Genomic DNA, 16,801 nt, shown 5'->3' with positions numbered 1-16,801 from the left:
AGGGCTCCCAGGCTTTCCCTCAAAGCTCTATAGCTCTATTGCGTTCGTGGGCCACCAGGCCTAGACTGGGATGCGATGCTGCCCGCCGCCTCCCCCATCGTCGCCCGTTTCCAGATGGCGGCGGCCGCCCTGCCCAAGCACACCAGGTTGCGCCACGCCATCATCGAGGCGGTCGAAGCCGGGGAACTGCCGGTCGGCAGCAAGGTGACGGGCGAGCGCGATCTCAGCGAGGCCCTCGGCCTGAGCCTGGGCACCACGCAAAAGGCGTTGGGGCGGCTGATGGACGAAGGCTTCCTGGTCCGGCGCCAGGGACATGGCACGTTCGTGGGCAGCATGCGCAAGCCCATCGCCGGCTCGTGGCACTTCCGCTTCACGGCGCCCGAAGGCGGCCTCGAGCTGCCGGTGTTCGCGGCCATCGTCGAACGCGGGTTGGTGCGCGAAGAAGGTCCCTGGACCGCCGTCCTGGGCCCTGATCCCAAGGGCTACGTCATGGTGCGGCGCCGGCTCGACATCGGCGGCGCCTTCCACTGCGCGAGCCGCATGTACTTGCCGGCGACGCGCTTTGGCAAGCTGCTGCGCATCCCCGAAAAGCGCCTGGTCGATACCAACCTCAAAGCCGTGCTCGCCAACGAGTTCGGCGCGCCGACCCTGCATTCCGAGGGCCTGGCGTTCGTGCGCGAGACGGCGGCGGACGACGCGGCCGTCATGGGCATCGCGGCAGGCGCCATGGGGCTGCAGGTGCACATCACCGGCCGCAGCGTCGGCCGCGTCGCCATCACGTTCCAGCTGATGTGCGTGCCGCCCACGCCCTATGCCTTGAAGCTGGATTTCAATCCTCCTGCTCCGGACTGACGCCGCACCATGCGCAACAACGCATTCCACTCCACCTACCTGAACGACCGCGCCGGGCACGCCACCATCTCGCCCAGCACGCCCTGCGAGGCCGGTGCCTTCGCCTCGCTCACGCTGACCTACACCGCGGGCTACTTCGGCATCGACGACACCGGCGGCTTGAAGATCGTGCACCGCTTCGCCAGCGACATGGGCAAGCCGCAGTTCACCGACCCCAAGGGCTGGAACTACGTGACCGCCGAGGCCAGCAACGGCGCGGTGCTGGAACTGCGCTACGACCAGAAGGGCAACGTGCGGCCTTGGGACAAGACCATCGCGATCCGGGTGCAGCGCGGCTTCCTGCGCGAAGGCGAAACGATCACCGTGCGCATCGGCGACACCCGCCAGGGCTCGCCCGGCATCCGCATCCAGACCTTCACCGAACCGACGTTCGAGTTCAAGGTGCTGGTCGATGCCTTCGCCACCTACAACTTCGTGGAGTTACCGATCCAGCCGACGATCCCCGTGGTGGCCGGACCGCCGGTGCTCTACAAGGCGATCCTGCCGACGCAGCGGCGTGTCGGCCAGCCCTTCACCTTCGGCTTCAAGGGCGAGGACAAGTGGGGCAATCCCAGCCATCGGGTCAGCGGCCGCTTCACGCTGGAAGCATCGATGCCGGTCGAGGGCCTCCCGGAAACCATCGATGTGCAGGCGGGTGTGCTTTCGACGCCGTTGCACGGGCTCTCGGTGGCCGCACCGGGCGAGCTGGTCATCACGGTGCGCGATGCATCCGGTGCGGTCGTCTGCACCAGCAATCCGCTGCGCGTGGACCCGGTGGTCGAACTGCTGCCCTACTGGGCCGACCTGCACGGCCAGTCCGAGGAGACCATCGGCACCAACTCCGCCCGCGAACTGATCGAGTTCGCACGCGACCGCGCCTTCCTCGACGCCATGAGCCACCAGGGCAACGACTTCCAGATCACCACGCCGTTCTGGGAGGAGCTGAACCGCCTCACCGCCGAATACAACCAGGACGGCGAATTCATCATCTTCCCGGGCTACGAATGGTCCGGCAACACCGGCCTGGGCGGCGACCGCAACGTGATGTTCCGCGATGAAGGCCGGCAGATCCACCGCTCGCACCACGCGCTGGTCGAAGACCTGAGCGACGTGGAAACCGACGCCAACAGCGCGGCCGACCTGTTCAAGGCGCTGCAGGACGAGAACTGCGTGGTCTTCGCCCACATCGGCGGGCGCTATGCCGACATCAAGCAGGCGCACGACGGGCGGATCGAGCGATCGATCGAGATCCATTCCGACTGGGGCACGTTCGAGTGGCTGCTGGAGGATGCTTTCGACCAGGGCTACCGCGTCGGCATCCTCGCCAACTCCGACGGCCACAAGGGCCGGCACGGAGCCAGCCACCCGGGCGCATCGCTGTTCGGTGCTTATGGGGGGCTCTCCTGCCTGCTCGCTCGCGAACTCACGCGCGACGGACTGTTCGACGCCCTGCGCCGGCGCCACCACTACGCCACCACCGGCTGCCGCGCCCACCTGGACACCCGCGTGCGCTTCGACCGCCCGGCCGAGCTGTACGGTGACGATCCTGCCATGGGCGGCCGGGTGATCGACCGCGTGAGCGAGGCGCGGATGGGTGACATCATGCGTTGCGAAGACGGTGCCGTCACGCTGGAGATCGACGTCTCCACCCAGGCGCCGATCGAGCGCATCGAGATCCGCAACCGCATGGGCGTGCTGGAAACCTGGCGTCCCTACGCCGAGGCGGAGCTCGGCAAGCGCCTTCGCATCATCTGGGAAGGGTCGGAGTACCGGGGACGCGGCCGCCAGACCCCCTGGGACGGCACGGCCACGCTCAGCGGCAACGCGTTTGAAGCCTTCGCGCCCATCAACCTGTGGAACATCGACAAGCCGTTGCGCCAGACGCAACCGGGCCAGCTCGCCTGGTCGGCGCTCACCACCGGCGGCTTCGGTGGGGCTGACCTGCGCCTGGCGGATGCGAAGGCCGGCCGCCTGGCGATCGACACGCCCCTGGTGAAAACGGACATCGAGGTCGCGGGCATCGGACTCGAGGACCAGGTGTTCGACACCGGCGGCGGCATCCAGCGCCGGCTGCGCGTCTTCCGCCTGCCGGACCAGAACACCACGCGCACCGCTCGACTCACTCGCCGCATCGAGCGCCTGCCCGCCGGTGAAGACGCGCTCTACGTCTGCATCACGCTGGAAGACGGCCACCGCATCTGGTCCAGCCCGACCTACCTGCTTCGCTGAAAGGAACCGCCATGAATCTCCGCCGCTTCACCCTGCTGGCCACGCTGGTGCTGGCTTCACCCTTCGCCTTCGTCGCAGCCGCGCACGCACAGGCCTATCCCTCCAAGCCGATCAAGCTGCTGGTGCCGCTGGCGGCCGGCAGCACGGCGGACATCCTGTCGCGGACCATCGGCACCGAGCTGGCACGGGAGATGGGACAGGCGGTGGTGGTGGAGAACAAGGCGGGCGCCGGCGGCACGATCGCCATGGCCGAACTGGCGCGCTCGGCGCCGGACGGCTACACCATTGCCTTCGCGTCCCAGGGCACGCTGGTCTTCAACCAGGCGCTGTACAGCAAGCCCGGCTACGACTCGATCAAGGACTTCGCGCCCATCGTGCTGGTCGGCGGCGTCTCGAACGTGATGATCGTCCCGCCCGGCAGCACGGCGAAGACGGTGATGGACGTGATCACCGCGGCCAAGGCCAAGCCCGGCATGACCTTCTCCTCGGGGGGCAGCGGCACCAGCCACCACCTGTCCGGCGTGCTGTTCGGCCAGCTGACGGGCACGCAGCTCACGCACGTTCCCTACAAGGGTGCGCCGCAAGGCATCCTGGCCGTGATGAGCGGGGAAGTGGACATGGGCTTCTACAACACGCCCACGGTCATCGCGCAGATCCGCGAGAACAAGGTCAAGGGGCTGGGCGTGACGAGCCTGGCGAAGTCAGAGTTGCTGCCGCAGTTGCCGACTCTGGACAGCAGCGGCGTCAAGGCTTACGAGGTCAACACGTGGTTCGGGTTCGTGGCGCCTGCCGGCACGCCGCCCGAGGTCGTGACCCGACTGCACGCGACCATCGGCAAGATCCTCGCGCTGCCCGCGATCCGCGAGAAGCTGGCGGCGCAGGGCTTCGACCTGGCGCCGCTGCAACCGCCGGCGCACTTCGCGACCGTCATCCAGGCCGACCTGGCCAAGTGGCCGACGATCGTGAAGGCTTCCGGGGCCAAGGTCGACTGAGGCCGCGGCCGCCAGCCGGGCAATGGGGTCATCGCGGATTGCGATGACGGATGCGCGCGATTGGAGGAAAATCCGGGTCTGGACATCGTCCGATGCGATGTCTCCACCCCCATGCGCGCCACCGAACGCTCCTTCGCCCGCCGGATCGACCTCACCTCGCTGCAGCTCTTCGTGGCTGTCTGCGAGCTGGGCTCGATCGGCCGTGCCGCGGAGCGCGAGTTCATCGCGGCTTCGGCGGTCAGCAAGCGCCTGTCGGACCTGGAGGCGACGCTGGAGACGCCTCTGCTCTACCGGCACACCCGCGGCGTCGACCTGACACCGGCTGGCCAGAGCCTCCTGCACCACGCCCGCTCCGTGTTGTTCAGCCTGGAGAAGATGCAGGCAGAACTCTCCGAGTACGCGGACGGCGTGCGTGGCCACGTGCGGATTCACGCGAACATCTCCGCCATCGTGCAGTTCCTGCCCGAAGACCTGGGGGCCTTCAGCGCGGAGCACCCGCAGGTCAAGATCGACCTGGAAGAGCATCTCAGCACGGAGATCCTGCGCGCGGTTCAGGAGGGCGCGGCCGACCTCGGCATCTGCCATGCGGCGGCCGGCGTCGAGGCCCACGCGCTGCAGGCCCTGGCCTACCGGCACGACGAACTGGTGCTGATCGTGCCGCGCGGCCATGCGCTGGCGCGGCACCGCACCGTGGCGTTCGAGGACACGCTGGATTTCGATCACGTCGGGCTGCACACCAACAGCTCCATCTACCTGGCGATGCGCGAAGCCGCAGCCGCGGCGGGGCGCACGATCCGCCTGCGCATCCATGTCACCGGGCTGGACGCCATGTGCCGGATGATCCACAACAAGCTGGGCATCGGCGTCATGCCGCGCCGCGCCTTCGAACTGATGCATGGCGTGGGCGATCTCGAATCCGTCAGCCTCAGCGATGCCTGGGCCCGCCGCGAGATCCGCCTGGTCGCCCGCGACTTCTCCACCCTGCCGCTCACGGCCCGACTGCTGGTCGACCACCTGCGCGAACGCGCCGAAGCGGTCGAGCCCCAGCCTGCCCAGGCCGCGCCGAATAAAATCACCGCTTAGCAAGGACACCCCAGCCACCATGGCCCGCACGCTGTACGACAAGATCTGGGACGAGCACGTCGTCCACACCGAGGAGGACGGCACCGCCATCCTCTACATCGACCGCCACCTGGTCCACGAGGTGACGAGCCCGCAGGCTTTCGAAGGCCTGCGCGTCGCGGGCCGCAAAGTCTGGCGCGTGAGCTCCATCGTGGCCACCGCCGACCACAACACGCCGACCACCGGCTGGGAGCGGGGCTACGACGGCATCACCGACCCCACCAGCAAGGAACAGGTCACCACGCTCGACAAGAACATGGCCGAGTTCGGTTCGGCGGCCTACTTTCCGTTCCTGTCGAAGCGACAAGGCATCGTCCACGTGATCGGGCCGGAGCAAGGCGCGACGCTGCCGGGCATGACGGTCGTCTGCGGCGATTCGCACACGTCCACCCACGGCGCCTTCGGCGCGCTGGCGCATGGCATCGGCACCTCGGAGGTCGAGCACGTGATGGCCACGCAGACCCTGCTGGCCAAGAAGGCGAAGAATTTGCTGGTGAAGGTCGAGGGCCAGCTGGCCCCTGGCGTCACCGCCAAGGACATCGTGCTGGCCATCATCGGGCGCATCGGCACGGCGGGCGGCACCGGCTACACCATCGAGTTCGCGGGCTCGGCCATCCGCTCACTCTCGATGGAAGGCCGCATGACGGTGTGCAACATGGCGATCGAAGCGGGCGCGCGCGCCGGCCTGGTGGCCGTGGACGAAAAGACCATCGAATACGTCAAGGGCCGGCCGCTCGCCCCGACGGGCGTCGAATGGGAGCAGGCGGTGGCCTATTGGCGCACGCTGCGCTCCGATCCCGACGCGAAGTTCGATGCCGTGGTCGAACTGAATGCGAATGACGTCATCCCGCAGGTGACCTGGGGCACCTCGCCCGAGATGGTCACCGGCATCGACGGCAACGTGCCCGACCCCGACAAGGAGAAAGACGCGAACAAGCGCGATGCGATCGAGCGGGCCCTGACCTACATGGGGCTGCCGCCCGGCAAGCCGATGAACGACATCTTCGTGGACAAGGTGTTCATCGGCTCCTGCACCAACAGCCGCATCGAGGACATGCGCGAAGCCGCGGCCATGGTGAAGAAGCTGGGCCAGAAGGTCGCGAAGAACATCAAGGTGGCGATGGTCGTGCCGGGCTCGGGCCTGGTGAAGGACCAGGCCGAGCGCGAAGGCCTGCACGAAATCTTCCGGGCTGCGGGCTTCGAGTGGCGCGAACCGGGCTGCTCGATGTGCCTGGCCATGAACGCCGACCGGCTGGAGCCGGGCGAACGCTGCGCCTCCACCAGCAACCGCAATTTCGAAGGCCGCCAGGGCGCCGGCGGCCGCACGCATCTCGTGAGTCCCGCCATGGCCGCGGCGGCCGCCGTGCATGGCCATTTCGTCGATGTCCGTCAATTTGCATAGCCAAAGACTGATTAAAAAGGAGTGAAACCATGAAGACCATCGCCACCCTGATCGCCCTGACCTTCGCTTTCGCCGTCGCCGGCTGCAACACCATGGCCGGTGCCGGCAAGGATGTGCAGAAGGCCGGCGAGAAGTTGGAAGACGCGGCGAAAAAGAAATGACCAGCGCCCGTCATTCCCGCGGAGGCGGGAATCCAGGGCTCCCGCATTCAAAGACAGGAAGCTCTGGATCCCCGCCTCCGCGGGGATGACGGCAACACACCATGCAGAAATTCACCGTGCACAAGGGCCTCGTGGCCCCGATGGACCGCGAGAACGTCGACACCGACGCCATCATTCCCAAGCAGTTCCTGAAGTCGATCCGCAAGACGGGCTTCGGCCCCAACCTGTTCGACGAATGGCGCTACCTGGACCAGGGCCAGCCCGGCCAGGACCCCGCCACGCGCAAGCCCAACCCGGACTTCGTGCTGAACCAGCCGCGCTACGCGGGCGCGTCCATCCTGCTGGCACGCAAGAACTTCGGCTGCGGCTCCTCGCGCGAGCACGCGCCGTGGGCGCTGGACCAGTACGGCTTCCGCGCCATCATCGCGCCCAGCTTCGCCGACATCTTCTTCAACAACTGCTTCAAGAACGGCCTGCTGCCCATCGTCCTGCCGGAAAGCACCGTGGCCAAGCTGTTCGACGACGCGCTCGCCTTCCCCGGCTATGAGCTCACGGTCGACCTGGAGCGCCAGGTGATCGTGCAGCCACAGGGCGCCGAGCTCCCGTTCGAAGTCCAGGCATTCCGCAAGTTCTGCCTGCTGAACGGCTTCGACGACATTGGCCTCACCCTGCGGCAAGCCGACAAGATCAAGGCGTTCGAAGCCAACCGCCTGGCCACCAAGCCCTGGCTCGCCCACACGTTGTGACCGCGCCGGTCCAGACACCCTTCTTCCGCTGGTTGCAACAACACTGGTTGTGCACGTTCGGGCTGATGGGGCTGGGCTTCGTGATGTTCGGCGCTGCGTCCCTCAACCTGGTGCAGCTGTTCACGGCCAACCTCGGTTTCCTGGCCGAGCACGGCCTGGATGCCGTGCGGGAAGGCGCGCTGCGGCAGCTGGCCGAGCTGGTGTTCAGCGCCTACCTGGCGGTTGCCTTCTATCTGCTGTTCAAGACGTGCGAGCTGGCCTTGGTGCAACGGCTCGCCCACCACCAACCAAGGAAAGATTCGTGAAAATCGCAGTGCTGCCGGGCGACGGCATCGGAACCGAGATCGTGGCCGAGGCCGTGCGGGTCCTGGAAGTCCTGGACCTGAAATTCGAGATGGAAACGGCGCTCGTGGGTGGCGTCGCGTACGACGCCCACGGCCATCCGCTGCCGGAAGCGACGCTGAAGCTCGCCAAGGAAGCCGACGCGATCCTGTTCGGCGCCGTGGGCGACTGGAAATACGACAAGCTGGAACGCCAGTTCCGGCCCGAGCAGGCGATCCTGGGCCTGCGCAAGAACCTGGGGCTGTTCGCGAACTTCCGCCCGGCCATCTGCTACGAGCAGCTCACGCACGCCTCCAGCCTGAAGCCCGAACTGGTGTCCGGCCTGGACATCCTGATCATCCGCGAGCTGACCGGCGACATCTATTTCGGCCAGCCGCGTGGCCGCCGCAGCTCGCCCGATGGCCATTTCCCCGGCGCCGAGGAAGCCTTCGACACCATGCGTTATTCCCGACCGGAGATCGAGCGCATCGCCCACGTGGCCTTCCAGGCGGCGCGCAAGCGCAACAAGAGGGTCACCAGCGTCGACAAGGCCAACGTGCTGGAGACCTTCCAGCTCTGGAAGGACGTGGTCACCGAGGTCGGCCAGCAGTACCCGGACGTGAAGCTCGACCACATGTACGTGGACAACGCGGCCATGCAGCTGGTGAAGCAGCCCAAGTATTTCGACGTGGTGGTCACCGGCAACATGTTCGGCGACATCCTGTCCGACGAAGCCGCGATGCTCACCGGCTCCATCGGAATGCTGCCCTCCGCCAGCCTGAACGCAGGCAACCAGGGCCTGTACGAACCGTCCCACGGTAGCGCGCCCGACATCGCCGGCAAGGGGGTCGCCAATCCTTTGGCTACAATATTGTCTGCCGCCATGATGCTCCGCTTTTCCCTGAACCAGCCCCAAGCCGCCGACCGGATCGAGTCCGCGGTGCAGGACGTGCTCGCCCAGGGCCTGCGGACGGCCGACATCTATTCCGACGGCACCACGAAAGTCGGCACCCGCGCCATGGGCGACGCCGTCGTGGCCGCGATCACGACCACCAAGAAGATTACCAAGAGCTAGCTAGCTCCGGTTCGTCGTGCGCCCTCCCCCAAGGCCAGACGAGCCGGGGGAACCAGGAATTCAAACTGAAAGGGCGATGACATGACTCTCAAGGCACAACAACCCCTCGTCGGCCTCGTCGGCTGGCGCGGCATGGTCGGCTCGGTCCTCATGGACCGCATGCAGGCCGAAGGCGACTTCGGGCTGATCGAGCCGGTCTTCTTCTCCACTTCCAACGCCGGCGGCAAGGCCCCGGCCCAGGCGAAGAACGAAACCACGCTCAAGGACGCCTTCGACATCGACGCACTGAAGAAGTGCGACATCGTCATCACCGCCCAGGGCGGCGACTACACCACCGAAGTCTTCCCCAAGCTGCGCGCCGCCGGCTGGACGGGCCACTGGATCGACGCCGCCTCCACCCTGCGCATGAAGGACGACGCGGTCATCATCCTCGACCCCGTCAACCTTCCGGTCATCAGGAACGCCCTCGCCAGGGGCGGGCGCAACTGGATCGGCGGCAACTGCACCGTCAGCTGCATGCTGATGGGCGTGGGCGCCCTCTACAAGGCCGGCCTGGTCGAGTGGATGACCAGCATGACCTACCAGGCCGCCTCGGGTGGCGGCGCCCAGCACATGCGCGAGCTGCTCACCCAGTTCGGCACGATCAACAACGAAGTGCGGCAATTGCTGGATGACCCCAAGTCCGCCATCCTCGAAATCGACCGCAAGGTGCTGGCCCGCCAGCAGGGCATGGGCGCCTCGGAGACCGAGCACTTCGGCGTGCCGCTGGGCGGCTCCCTGATCCCCTGGATCGACAAGGACCTGGGCGAGGGCGTGAGCCGCGAAGAGTGGAAGGCCGGCGCCGAGACCAACAAGATCCTGGGCCAGGGCCCGGGTTTCGACGCCCCCGCCATTCCGGTGGACGGCTTCTGCGTGCGCGTCGGCGCCATGCGCTGCCACAGCCAGGCCATGACGTTCAAGTTGAAGAAGGATGTGCCGCTGGCCGACATCGAGGCCCTGCTGGCGAATGACAACGCGTGGGTGAAAGTGATCCCCAACACCAAGGAGGCCACGTTGCAGGGGCTGACGCCGGTGGCAGTGACCGGGACGCTGGACATCCCGGTGGGCCGCATCCGCAAGCTGGCCATGGGCCCCGAGTACGTGGGCATGTTCACCATCGGTGACCAGCTGCTGTGGGGCGCGGCCGAACCTTTGCGCCGGATGCTGCGGATTTTGCTGGCCGCATAATCGCGTCGGTCGCCGGCGAGGGCCGCGGCACAAACACCATGGCCCGTTGTCATGTGGCAACAAGCAAAGCCTTCGCGCCTTGCGTGACAGGCTTGCGCCGAAGTTAAAAGGTGTCTCAGCTTGTCAGTCTAAGACATTGATGCTATGGTCCTTTTTCGAAATTAGCCTCGGGGCGATGGGCCGCATGAAGAGAAAAAGACTGCCTTCAGATCGAGCAGTGGGGACGCCAAGTTCGAAGCGCATGCCGCAGGGGCGGCTGTCAGCGTTGGCCCTGGCCGCCGCAGTCACTTTGGGTCTCGCCTCCCCCAACGCGCTCGCGTTGGCGTTGGGCCGGGTGAATGTCCAATCCGCGCTGGGCGAGCCCCTGCGGGCGGAAATCGACATCCCCGAAATCAACGCCGAGGAACTCAATTCGCTCAGGGTGGCCATCGCCACGCCGGCCGCGTTCCGCGCTGCCGGCCTGGAGTACGCCGCCGCCCTCGCCAACGTCCAGATCACCCTGCAACGGCGGCCGGATGGCCGCTACTTCCTGAGCATGTCCAGCGATCGCGTCGTGAACGACCCGTTCGTCGACGTGATCCTGGAAGCCAACTGGGCGTCCGGGCGCATCGTGCGCGATTACACGATGCTGTTCGACCCGCCGACCATGCGGCCCGCCGCCCCTCCGGTGGCCGCGCAGACTTCCCCGGGGGCGGGAGCCGTCACGACGACCCCCGGCTCGCCGTCGCGAGCCCCGGCCCCCAGCACGGCGCGCGCACCTGCCACGCCGGCCACGCCAGGCGCGGCAGGCGACAAGCGCGTCACCGTCCAGGCGGGCGACACCGCCGGCAAGATCGCCGCGGCCAACAAGCCGCCCAGCATTTCACTCGACCAGATGCTGGTCGCCATGCTGCGCGCGAACCCTGAAGCCTTCATCGGCGGCAACATCAACCGCCTGCGCGCCGGCGCCGTCCTGGAAGTGCCGGGCGTGGAATCCGCCGGCACCGTGCCGCCGGACGAAGCGAAGGAAACCGTCGTCGCGCAAAGCCGCGACTTCAACGAATTCCGCCGCCGCCTGGCCGATGGCTTGCCCGTCGCCGCCGTTCCCAGCTCGGACCGCCAGGCCACGGGCCGCGTCCAGGCGAAGGTGGAAGACAAGAAACCGGGCGCCGCCCAGCCGGACCGCCTGACGCTTTCCAAGGGCGCCGTCCAGACGCCGCCCGGCAAGGCCAGTCCCGACAAGATCGCGAAGGACCGCGCCAGCCAGGACGCCGCGACCCGCGTCGCCGAACTGAACAAGAACATCGCGGACCTGAACCGGTTGACCGGCAGCGCACCCGCCGTCGGCGCCAGCGCGCCGCGCCCGGGAGTGACGACGCCCCCGGGCGTGCCCGCCACTGCCGCGCGTCCGCCCGCGGCGGCAACGCCGGCCACTCCCGCGACCGCCACCACCGCCCGGCCGGCTTCCGGGCCCGCTGCTGCCGGCGTCACCGCCGCGGCACCGAAGGCGGCCGTGCCGGCACCGACCCCGGCGCCGACGCCTGCTCCCACACCGGCACCGACCCCGGCGCCGACGCCCGCGCCGACCCCGGCGCCAACGCCTGCTCCCACCCCGGCACCGACGCCGGCGCCCACCCCGGCGCCGACGGCTGCTCCGGTCGCCGCGGTGGCCTCCGCGCCGGCGAGCGCCCCAGCCGCCGCCGTCACTCCCGTCACACCGGCGCCAGCGCCCGTCGTCGCCGCACCGGTCGCGCCGCCCGCTCCGAAGAAGGCCGCCGTTCCCCCGCCACCTCCGCCCAGCATGATGGACGAGATGATGGCGAACCCGCTCATCCCCGGCCTCGGCGTGGGTGCCCTGGCCTTGCTGCTCGGGTTCGGCTTCTGGCGCATGCGCCAGAAGCGCAAGGTGACCCAGGTCGACAGCTCGTTCCTCGAAAGCCGCCTGCAGCCCGATTCCTTCTTCGGCGCCAGCGGCGGCCAACGCATCGACACGGCGGAAAGCAACAACCCGACCGGTTCGTCCATGGTCTATTCGCCGAGCCAGTTGGATGCGGCGGGCGACGTGGATCCGGTCGCCGAGGCCGATGTCTACCTGGCCTACGGCCGTGACCTGCAGGCCGAGGAGATCCTCAAGGAAGCGTTGCGCACCAACCCGCAGCGCGTGGCCATCCATGCCAAGCTGCTCGAGATCTACGCCAAGCGCCGCGATCCGAAAGCCTTCGAGGTGGTCGCCACCGACGCCTACAACCTGACGCATGGCGCCGGCCAGGAATGGGAACACATCTGCGAACTGGGGCGTGAACTCGACCCGGCGAACCCGATGTACCGGCCCGGCGGCCAGCCAGGCGAGAGCGCTGTTTCTTCCGCGGGCATGGGCATGGCGGCCGGCGCCGCCAGCGCAACCGCTTTCGGCGCCACCCAGACGGTGCCGATGCACCTGCAGACCAACGCCTCCGCCCCGCCTGCACCGGCCGCATCCGACATCGACCTGGACCTCGACTTCTCCCTGGGCGACGACGACCCGCCGCCCATGGCCACGCCGGAGCCCACGCTCAAGATGGCCGCGATTCCGCAGCACGAGCCCCCGGCGGCTCCCGCCGGCCTCGACATGGATTTCGGTGGTCCCACCGTCGCCATGAAGGCGCCGGACCCGATGTCGCTCGACATGCCGTCGCAGCCGGAACCGGTGCGCCTGGAGGCACCGGACCTGACGCTGAACGAGAACAGCCTGAGCTTCACGCCTGAGCCCCTGCCCGGCCCCGCACCTGCACCGGCGGCGGCCAAGGCGGAGCCCGACGCGGGCATGATCGAGTTCGACCTCGGTGCCTTGTCGCTTGACCTCGATGGCGGCTCGGCTGCCGGCGACACCGCGGGTTCTCCGCTGTCCACGGGGCCGACTTCGCTGGCCGCGGGAACCGACGGCGGTGACGATCCGCTGGCCACCAAGCTGGCGCTCGCCGAGGAATTCAACGCCATCGGCGACGCCGACGGGGCCCGCAGCCTCGCCGAGGAAGTCGTGGCCGAGGCTTCAGGCGACCTGAAGTCGCGGGCGCAGAAGCTGCTGGCCGAGATCGGCTAGCCGGTTCGACGGCATCCGGGGGACGCCCATGCGGCAGGCCCTGGCCATCAGCTACCACGGTCAGGCCTACCAGGGCTGGCAAAGCCAGCCTTCGGGCCTGACCGTCCAGGATCGGCTGGAAGAGGCGCTCGCCCGCTTCGCCGACCGCCCCATCTCCACCGTCTGCGCCGGCCGCACCGATGCCGGCGTCCACGCCCTGATGCAGGTGGTGCACTTCGACACCGAGGTGCAGCGCGAAAACCATTCCTGGGTGCGCGGCACCAACACCTTCCTGCCTCCCGACATCGCCGTGCAATGGGCGATGCCGGTGCCCGATGCGTTCCACGCCCGCAACAGCGCCCGCGCCCGCCGCTATGCCTACGTGGTGCTCGAATCCCCGGTTCGCCCCAGCGTCGACGCGGGGCGGGTCGGCTGGGTGTTCCGCCCGCTGGATGCCGGCGTGATGGCCGAGGCGGCCGCCCACCTCGTGGGCGAGCACGACTTCACCTCCTTCCGGGCGTCGTCCTGCCAGTCGCCGACCCCGGTCAAGACCTTGCAGCCGGTGGGCATCCGGCGGCGCGGCGCGTACTGGCGCTTCGACTTCGAGGCCAACGCCTTCCTGCACCACATGATCCGCAACCTGATGGGCTGCCTGCTCCAGGTCGGCCAGGGCCTGCAGCCGCCGGGCTGGATGCGCGAGGTGCTGCAGGCGCGCAGCCGGGACGTGGCCGCGCCCACGTTCTCCCCCGACGGCCTGTACTTCCTCGGCCCGGTCTACGAAGCCGCCTGGAACATCCCGGACCGCACCGCTGCGTATGATTGGCTGCCATGACGCAAGCGCTCGACCACCGCACCCGCATCAAGATCTGCGGACTGACGCGCGAGCAGGACGTGGACGCGGCGGTCGAGGCGGGCGCGGACGCCGTCGGCTTCCTGCTCTATGCGAAGAGCCCGCGCCACGTGCCCGTGGCCCGCGCGGCGCAGCTGGCGCGGCGGCTGCCGCCCTTCGTGAGTCCGACCCTGCTCTTCGTCAACGCACCGCTGGACGAGGTTCGCGCCGCCTGCGACCTGATCGGCGCGGCCACGCTGCAATTCCACGGCGACGAGACCCCCGAATATTGCGCGGGCGCGACGGCGGACGGCGCCCGCCCCTACCTGCGGGCTGCCCGCATCCCGCTGGACGAGGCCACGCCCTTCGACTTGCTAGAATTCGCCCACCGGTTCGCGGGCGCGCAAGCGCTGCTGCTCGACGCCCACGTCGAGGGCTACGGCGGGTCGGGCAAGGCATTCAATTGGTCACGTCTTCCTCCAAGCGTCAACGCTCACCTCGTTTTGAGTGGTGGGTTGACGCCTGCAAATGTGACCGATGGCATCGTGCAAGTGCGGCCGCGTTGCAAAACGCTCGCCGTTGATGTGAGTTCCGGGGTCGAGGTTTCCGCCGACGGGGGTTCCACCCTCAAGGGAATCAAGGACCCGGCAAAGATCCATCAGTTCGTCGCGGCCGTGCGGGCCGCCGACGCGCTTCTTGCAAGGCCAACCCATGCCCTCCTATCAACAACCTGATCCGACAGGCCACTTCGGAAAATACGGCGGCAGCTTCGTCAGCGAAACGCTGACCCACGCGATCAGCGAACTGCGCGACGCCTACGCGAAGTACCAGCACGAGCCCGAATTCCTGCGGGAATTCAACTACGAGCTCAAGCACTTCGTCGGCCGCCCTTCGCCGATCTACCACGCCGAGCGGATGAGCCGCGAACAGGGCGGCGCGCAGATCTACCTGAAGCGCGAGGACCTGAACCACACCGGCGCCCACAAGATCAACAACGTGATCGGCCAGGCGATGCTCGCCCGGCGCATGGGCAAGCCCCGCGTGATCGCCGAGACCGGCGCCGGCCAGCACGGCGTCGCCACGGCCACCATCTGCGCCCGTTACGGGCTCGAGTGCGTCGTCTACATGGGCAGCAACGACGTCAAGCGCCAGAGCCCGAACGTCTACCGCATGAACCTGCTGGGCGCCACCGTGGTGCCGGTGGAGTCGGGCAGCAAGACGCTGAAGGACGCGCTGAACGAGGCGATGCGCGACTGGGTGACGAACGTCGAGAACACGTTCTACATCATCGGCACTGTCGCGGGCCCGCATCCTTACCCGATGATGGTGCGCGACTTCCAGAGCGTGATCGGCAAGGAGTGCCTGGAGCAGATGCCGGCGCTGGCAGGCGCGCAGCCTGACGCCGTGGTCGCCTGCGTGGGCGGCGGCAGCAATGCGATGGGCATCTTCCACCCCTACATCCCGCACGAGAAGACGCGCCTGATCGGCGTCGAAGCCGCGGGTGAAGGGCTCGACAGCGGCAAGCATTCCGCATCGCTGCAACGTGGCAGTCCCGGCGTGCTGCACGGCAACCGCACCTACATCCTGCAGGACGCCGACGGGCAGATCATCGAGACGCACAGCGTGAGCGCCGGCCTCGACTATCCGGGCGTGGGCCCCGAGCACGCCTGGCTGCAGGACATCGGCCGGGCGGAATACGTCGGGATCACCGACGAGGAAGCGCTCGCGGCCTTCCACTACCTGTGCCGCACCGAAGGCATCATCCCCGCGCTGGAATCGAGCCACGCCATCGCGTATGCGATGAAGCTCGCGAAGACGATGCGGCCGGATCAGAAGATCCTGGTGAACCTGTCCGGGCGCGGCGACAAGGACATCGGCACCGTGGCCGACCTGGCGGGCGTCGACTTCTACGACCGGCCTTCGATGCGCGGGCTGAGCGTGAAGGGCGGCACGAAATGAGCCGGATCGCGACGACCTTCGACAACTTGCAGAAGCAGGGCCGCAAGGCTCTCATTCCCTACATCACCGCCGGCTTCCCCTTTGCCGACATCACGCCGGAGCTGATGCACGCCATGGTCGCGGCCGGCAGCGACGTGATCGAGCTGGGCGTGCCCTTCTCCGATCCGATGGCCGATGGCCCCGTGATCCAGCGCGCCGGGGAGAAGGCGCTGGCGCTCGGCGTGGGCCTCGCCCAGGTGCTGGGGATGGTGCGCGACTTCCGCCAGCGCGACGGCAGCACACCCGTGGTGCTGATGGGGTACGCCAACCCCGTCGAGCGCTACGAGCTGACCCATGGCCAGGGGGCCTTCGCACGCCACGCCGCCGCGGCGGGCGTCGATGGCCTGCTCATCGTGGACTACCCGCCCGAGGAATGCGAGGCATTCGCGGCCCAGCTGAAGGCCGTGGGCCTGGACCTGATCTTCCTGCTGGCGCCCACCAGCACCGACCAGCGCATCCAGCAGGTGGCACGCGTGGCCTCCGGCTACGTCTACTACGTGTCGCTGAAAGGTGTGACGGGCGCGGGCCATCTGGACACGGCGGCCGTGGACGCGGCACTGCCCCGGATCCGCCAGCACGTGAAGATCCCGGTGGGCGTGGGCTTCGGGATCCGCGACGCGGTGACCGCCAAGGCGGTCGGGCGCGTCGCCGATGCGGTGGTCATCGGCACCAAGGTCATCCAGGTGGTGGAAGACCAGCCGCGCAACGGCGCCGCGAAAGCGCTGTCGTCCTTCCTGACCGAAATCCGGACGGCGTTAGACTCATAGGCAT

The 16,801-nt window shown here is 68.1% G+C and carries 15 protein-coding genes; all 15 read left to right on the top strand.

The genetic code is table 11. The features are described from left to right. The first annotated feature begins 75 nt into the window (after positions 1-75). The 15 genes from FN976_RS21530 (at position 76) to trpA (ending at position 16,797) form a co-directional block, all read left to right on the top strand. Complete coding sequence (locus FN976_RS21530) at positions 76-852, top strand: GntR family transcriptional regulator (protein ID WP_145895128.1); 777 nt, start codon at positions 76-78, stop codon at positions 850-852. A 9-nt stretch (positions 853-861) separates the two neighbouring features. Continuing rightward, on the top strand, positions 862-3,120 hold the full coding sequence (locus tag FN976_RS21525; protein WP_145895127.1) for a DUF3604 domain-containing protein: 2,259 nt from the start codon (positions 862-864) through the stop codon (positions 3,118-3,120). Positions 3,121-3,131: 11 nt separating this feature from the next. Beyond that, entirely contained in the window at positions 3,132-4,112 is a 981-nt protein-coding gene (locus FN976_RS21520) for a Bug family tripartite tricarboxylate transporter substrate binding protein (protein WP_145895126.1), read from the top strand. Between the two features lie 111 nt (positions 4,113-4,223). Next, positions 4,224-5,195 (top strand): LysR family transcriptional regulator, encoded by a 972-nt coding sequence (locus FN976_RS21515; protein ID WP_145895125.1) that lies wholly within the window; start codon positions 4,224-4,226, stop codon positions 5,193-5,195. Positions 5,196-5,214: 19 nt separating this feature from the next. After that, the gene (gene leuC / locus FN976_RS21510) at positions 5,215-6,636 is read left to right on the top strand and encodes a 3-isopropylmalate dehydratase large subunit (protein ID WP_145895124.1); all 1,422 of its coding nucleotides are present in this window, start codon (positions 5,215-5,217) and stop codon (positions 6,634-6,636) included. A 29-nt stretch (positions 6,637-6,665) separates the two neighbouring features. Next, positions 6,666-6,797, top strand: a complete 132-nt coding sequence (locus FN976_RS21505) for an entericidin A/B family lipoprotein (protein WP_145895123.1) — start codon at positions 6,666-6,668, stop codon at positions 6,795-6,797. Between the two features lie 101 nt (positions 6,798-6,898). Continuing rightward, complete coding sequence (gene leuD, locus FN976_RS21500) at positions 6,899-7,543, top strand: 3-isopropylmalate dehydratase small subunit (protein WP_145895122.1); 645 nt, start codon at positions 6,899-6,901, stop codon at positions 7,541-7,543. After that, on the top strand, positions 7,540-7,848 hold the full coding sequence (locus tag FN976_RS21495) for a hypothetical protein (RefSeq protein ID WP_186511071.1): 309 nt from the start codon (positions 7,540-7,542) through the stop codon (positions 7,846-7,848). Before leuD ends, FN976_RS21495 begins: the two co-directional genes overlap by 4 nt. After that, positions 7,845-8,939 carry a 3-isopropylmalate dehydrogenase gene (leuB, locus tag FN976_RS21490; RefSeq protein WP_145895120.1) on the top strand — a complete coding sequence of 365 codons (1,095 nt, stop codon included), beginning with the start codon at positions 7,845-7,847 and terminating at the stop codon, positions 8,937-8,939. The genes FN976_RS21495 and leuB overlap by 4 nt, the downstream gene beginning before the upstream one ends. A gap of 81 nt (positions 8,940-9,020) precedes the next feature. After that, positions 9,021-10,166: an aspartate-semialdehyde dehydrogenase gene (asd, locus tag FN976_RS21485; protein WP_145895119.1), complete on the top strand. Its 1,146-nt coding sequence runs from the start codon at positions 9,021-9,023 to the stop codon at positions 10,164-10,166. 241 nt (positions 10,167-10,407) lie between these two features. Continuing rightward, positions 10,408-13,224 (top strand): FimV/HubP family polar landmark protein, encoded by a 2,817-nt coding sequence (locus tag FN976_RS21480; RefSeq protein ID WP_255440664.1) that lies wholly within the window; start codon positions 10,408-10,410, stop codon positions 13,222-13,224. 28 nt (positions 13,225-13,252) lie between these two features. Next, positions 13,253-14,035, top strand: a complete 783-nt coding sequence (truA, locus tag FN976_RS21475) for a tRNA pseudouridine(38-40) synthase TruA (RefSeq protein WP_145895117.1) — start codon at positions 13,253-13,255, stop codon at positions 14,033-14,035. Next, a complete protein-coding gene (locus tag FN976_RS21470) occupies positions 14,032-14,766 on the top strand; it encodes a phosphoribosylanthranilate isomerase (protein WP_145895116.1) in 735 nt (244 codons plus the stop codon). Before truA ends, FN976_RS21470 begins: the two co-directional genes overlap by 4 nt. Next, positions 14,744-15,991: a tryptophan synthase subunit beta gene (gene trpB / locus FN976_RS21465; protein WP_145895115.1), complete on the top strand. Its 1,248-nt coding sequence runs from the start codon at positions 14,744-14,746 to the stop codon at positions 15,989-15,991. Before FN976_RS21470 ends, trpB begins: the two co-directional genes overlap by 23 nt. Further along, the gene (trpA, locus tag FN976_RS21460) at positions 15,988-16,797 is read left to right on the top strand and encodes a tryptophan synthase subunit alpha (protein ID WP_145895114.1); all 810 of its coding nucleotides are present in this window, start codon (positions 15,988-15,990) and stop codon (positions 16,795-16,797) included. Before trpB ends, trpA begins: the two co-directional genes overlap by 4 nt. The last annotated feature ends 4 nt before the right edge of the window (positions 16,798-16,801 follow it).

Source organism: Caenimonas sedimenti, assembly GCF_007833165.1.
Lineage (GTDB): Bacteria > Pseudomonadota > Gammaproteobacteria > Burkholderiales > Burkholderiaceae_C > Ramlibacter > Ramlibacter sedimenti.
Note: the sequence above shows the minus strand (reverse complement) of the source record. Positions and strands in the feature narration are given on the sequence as shown.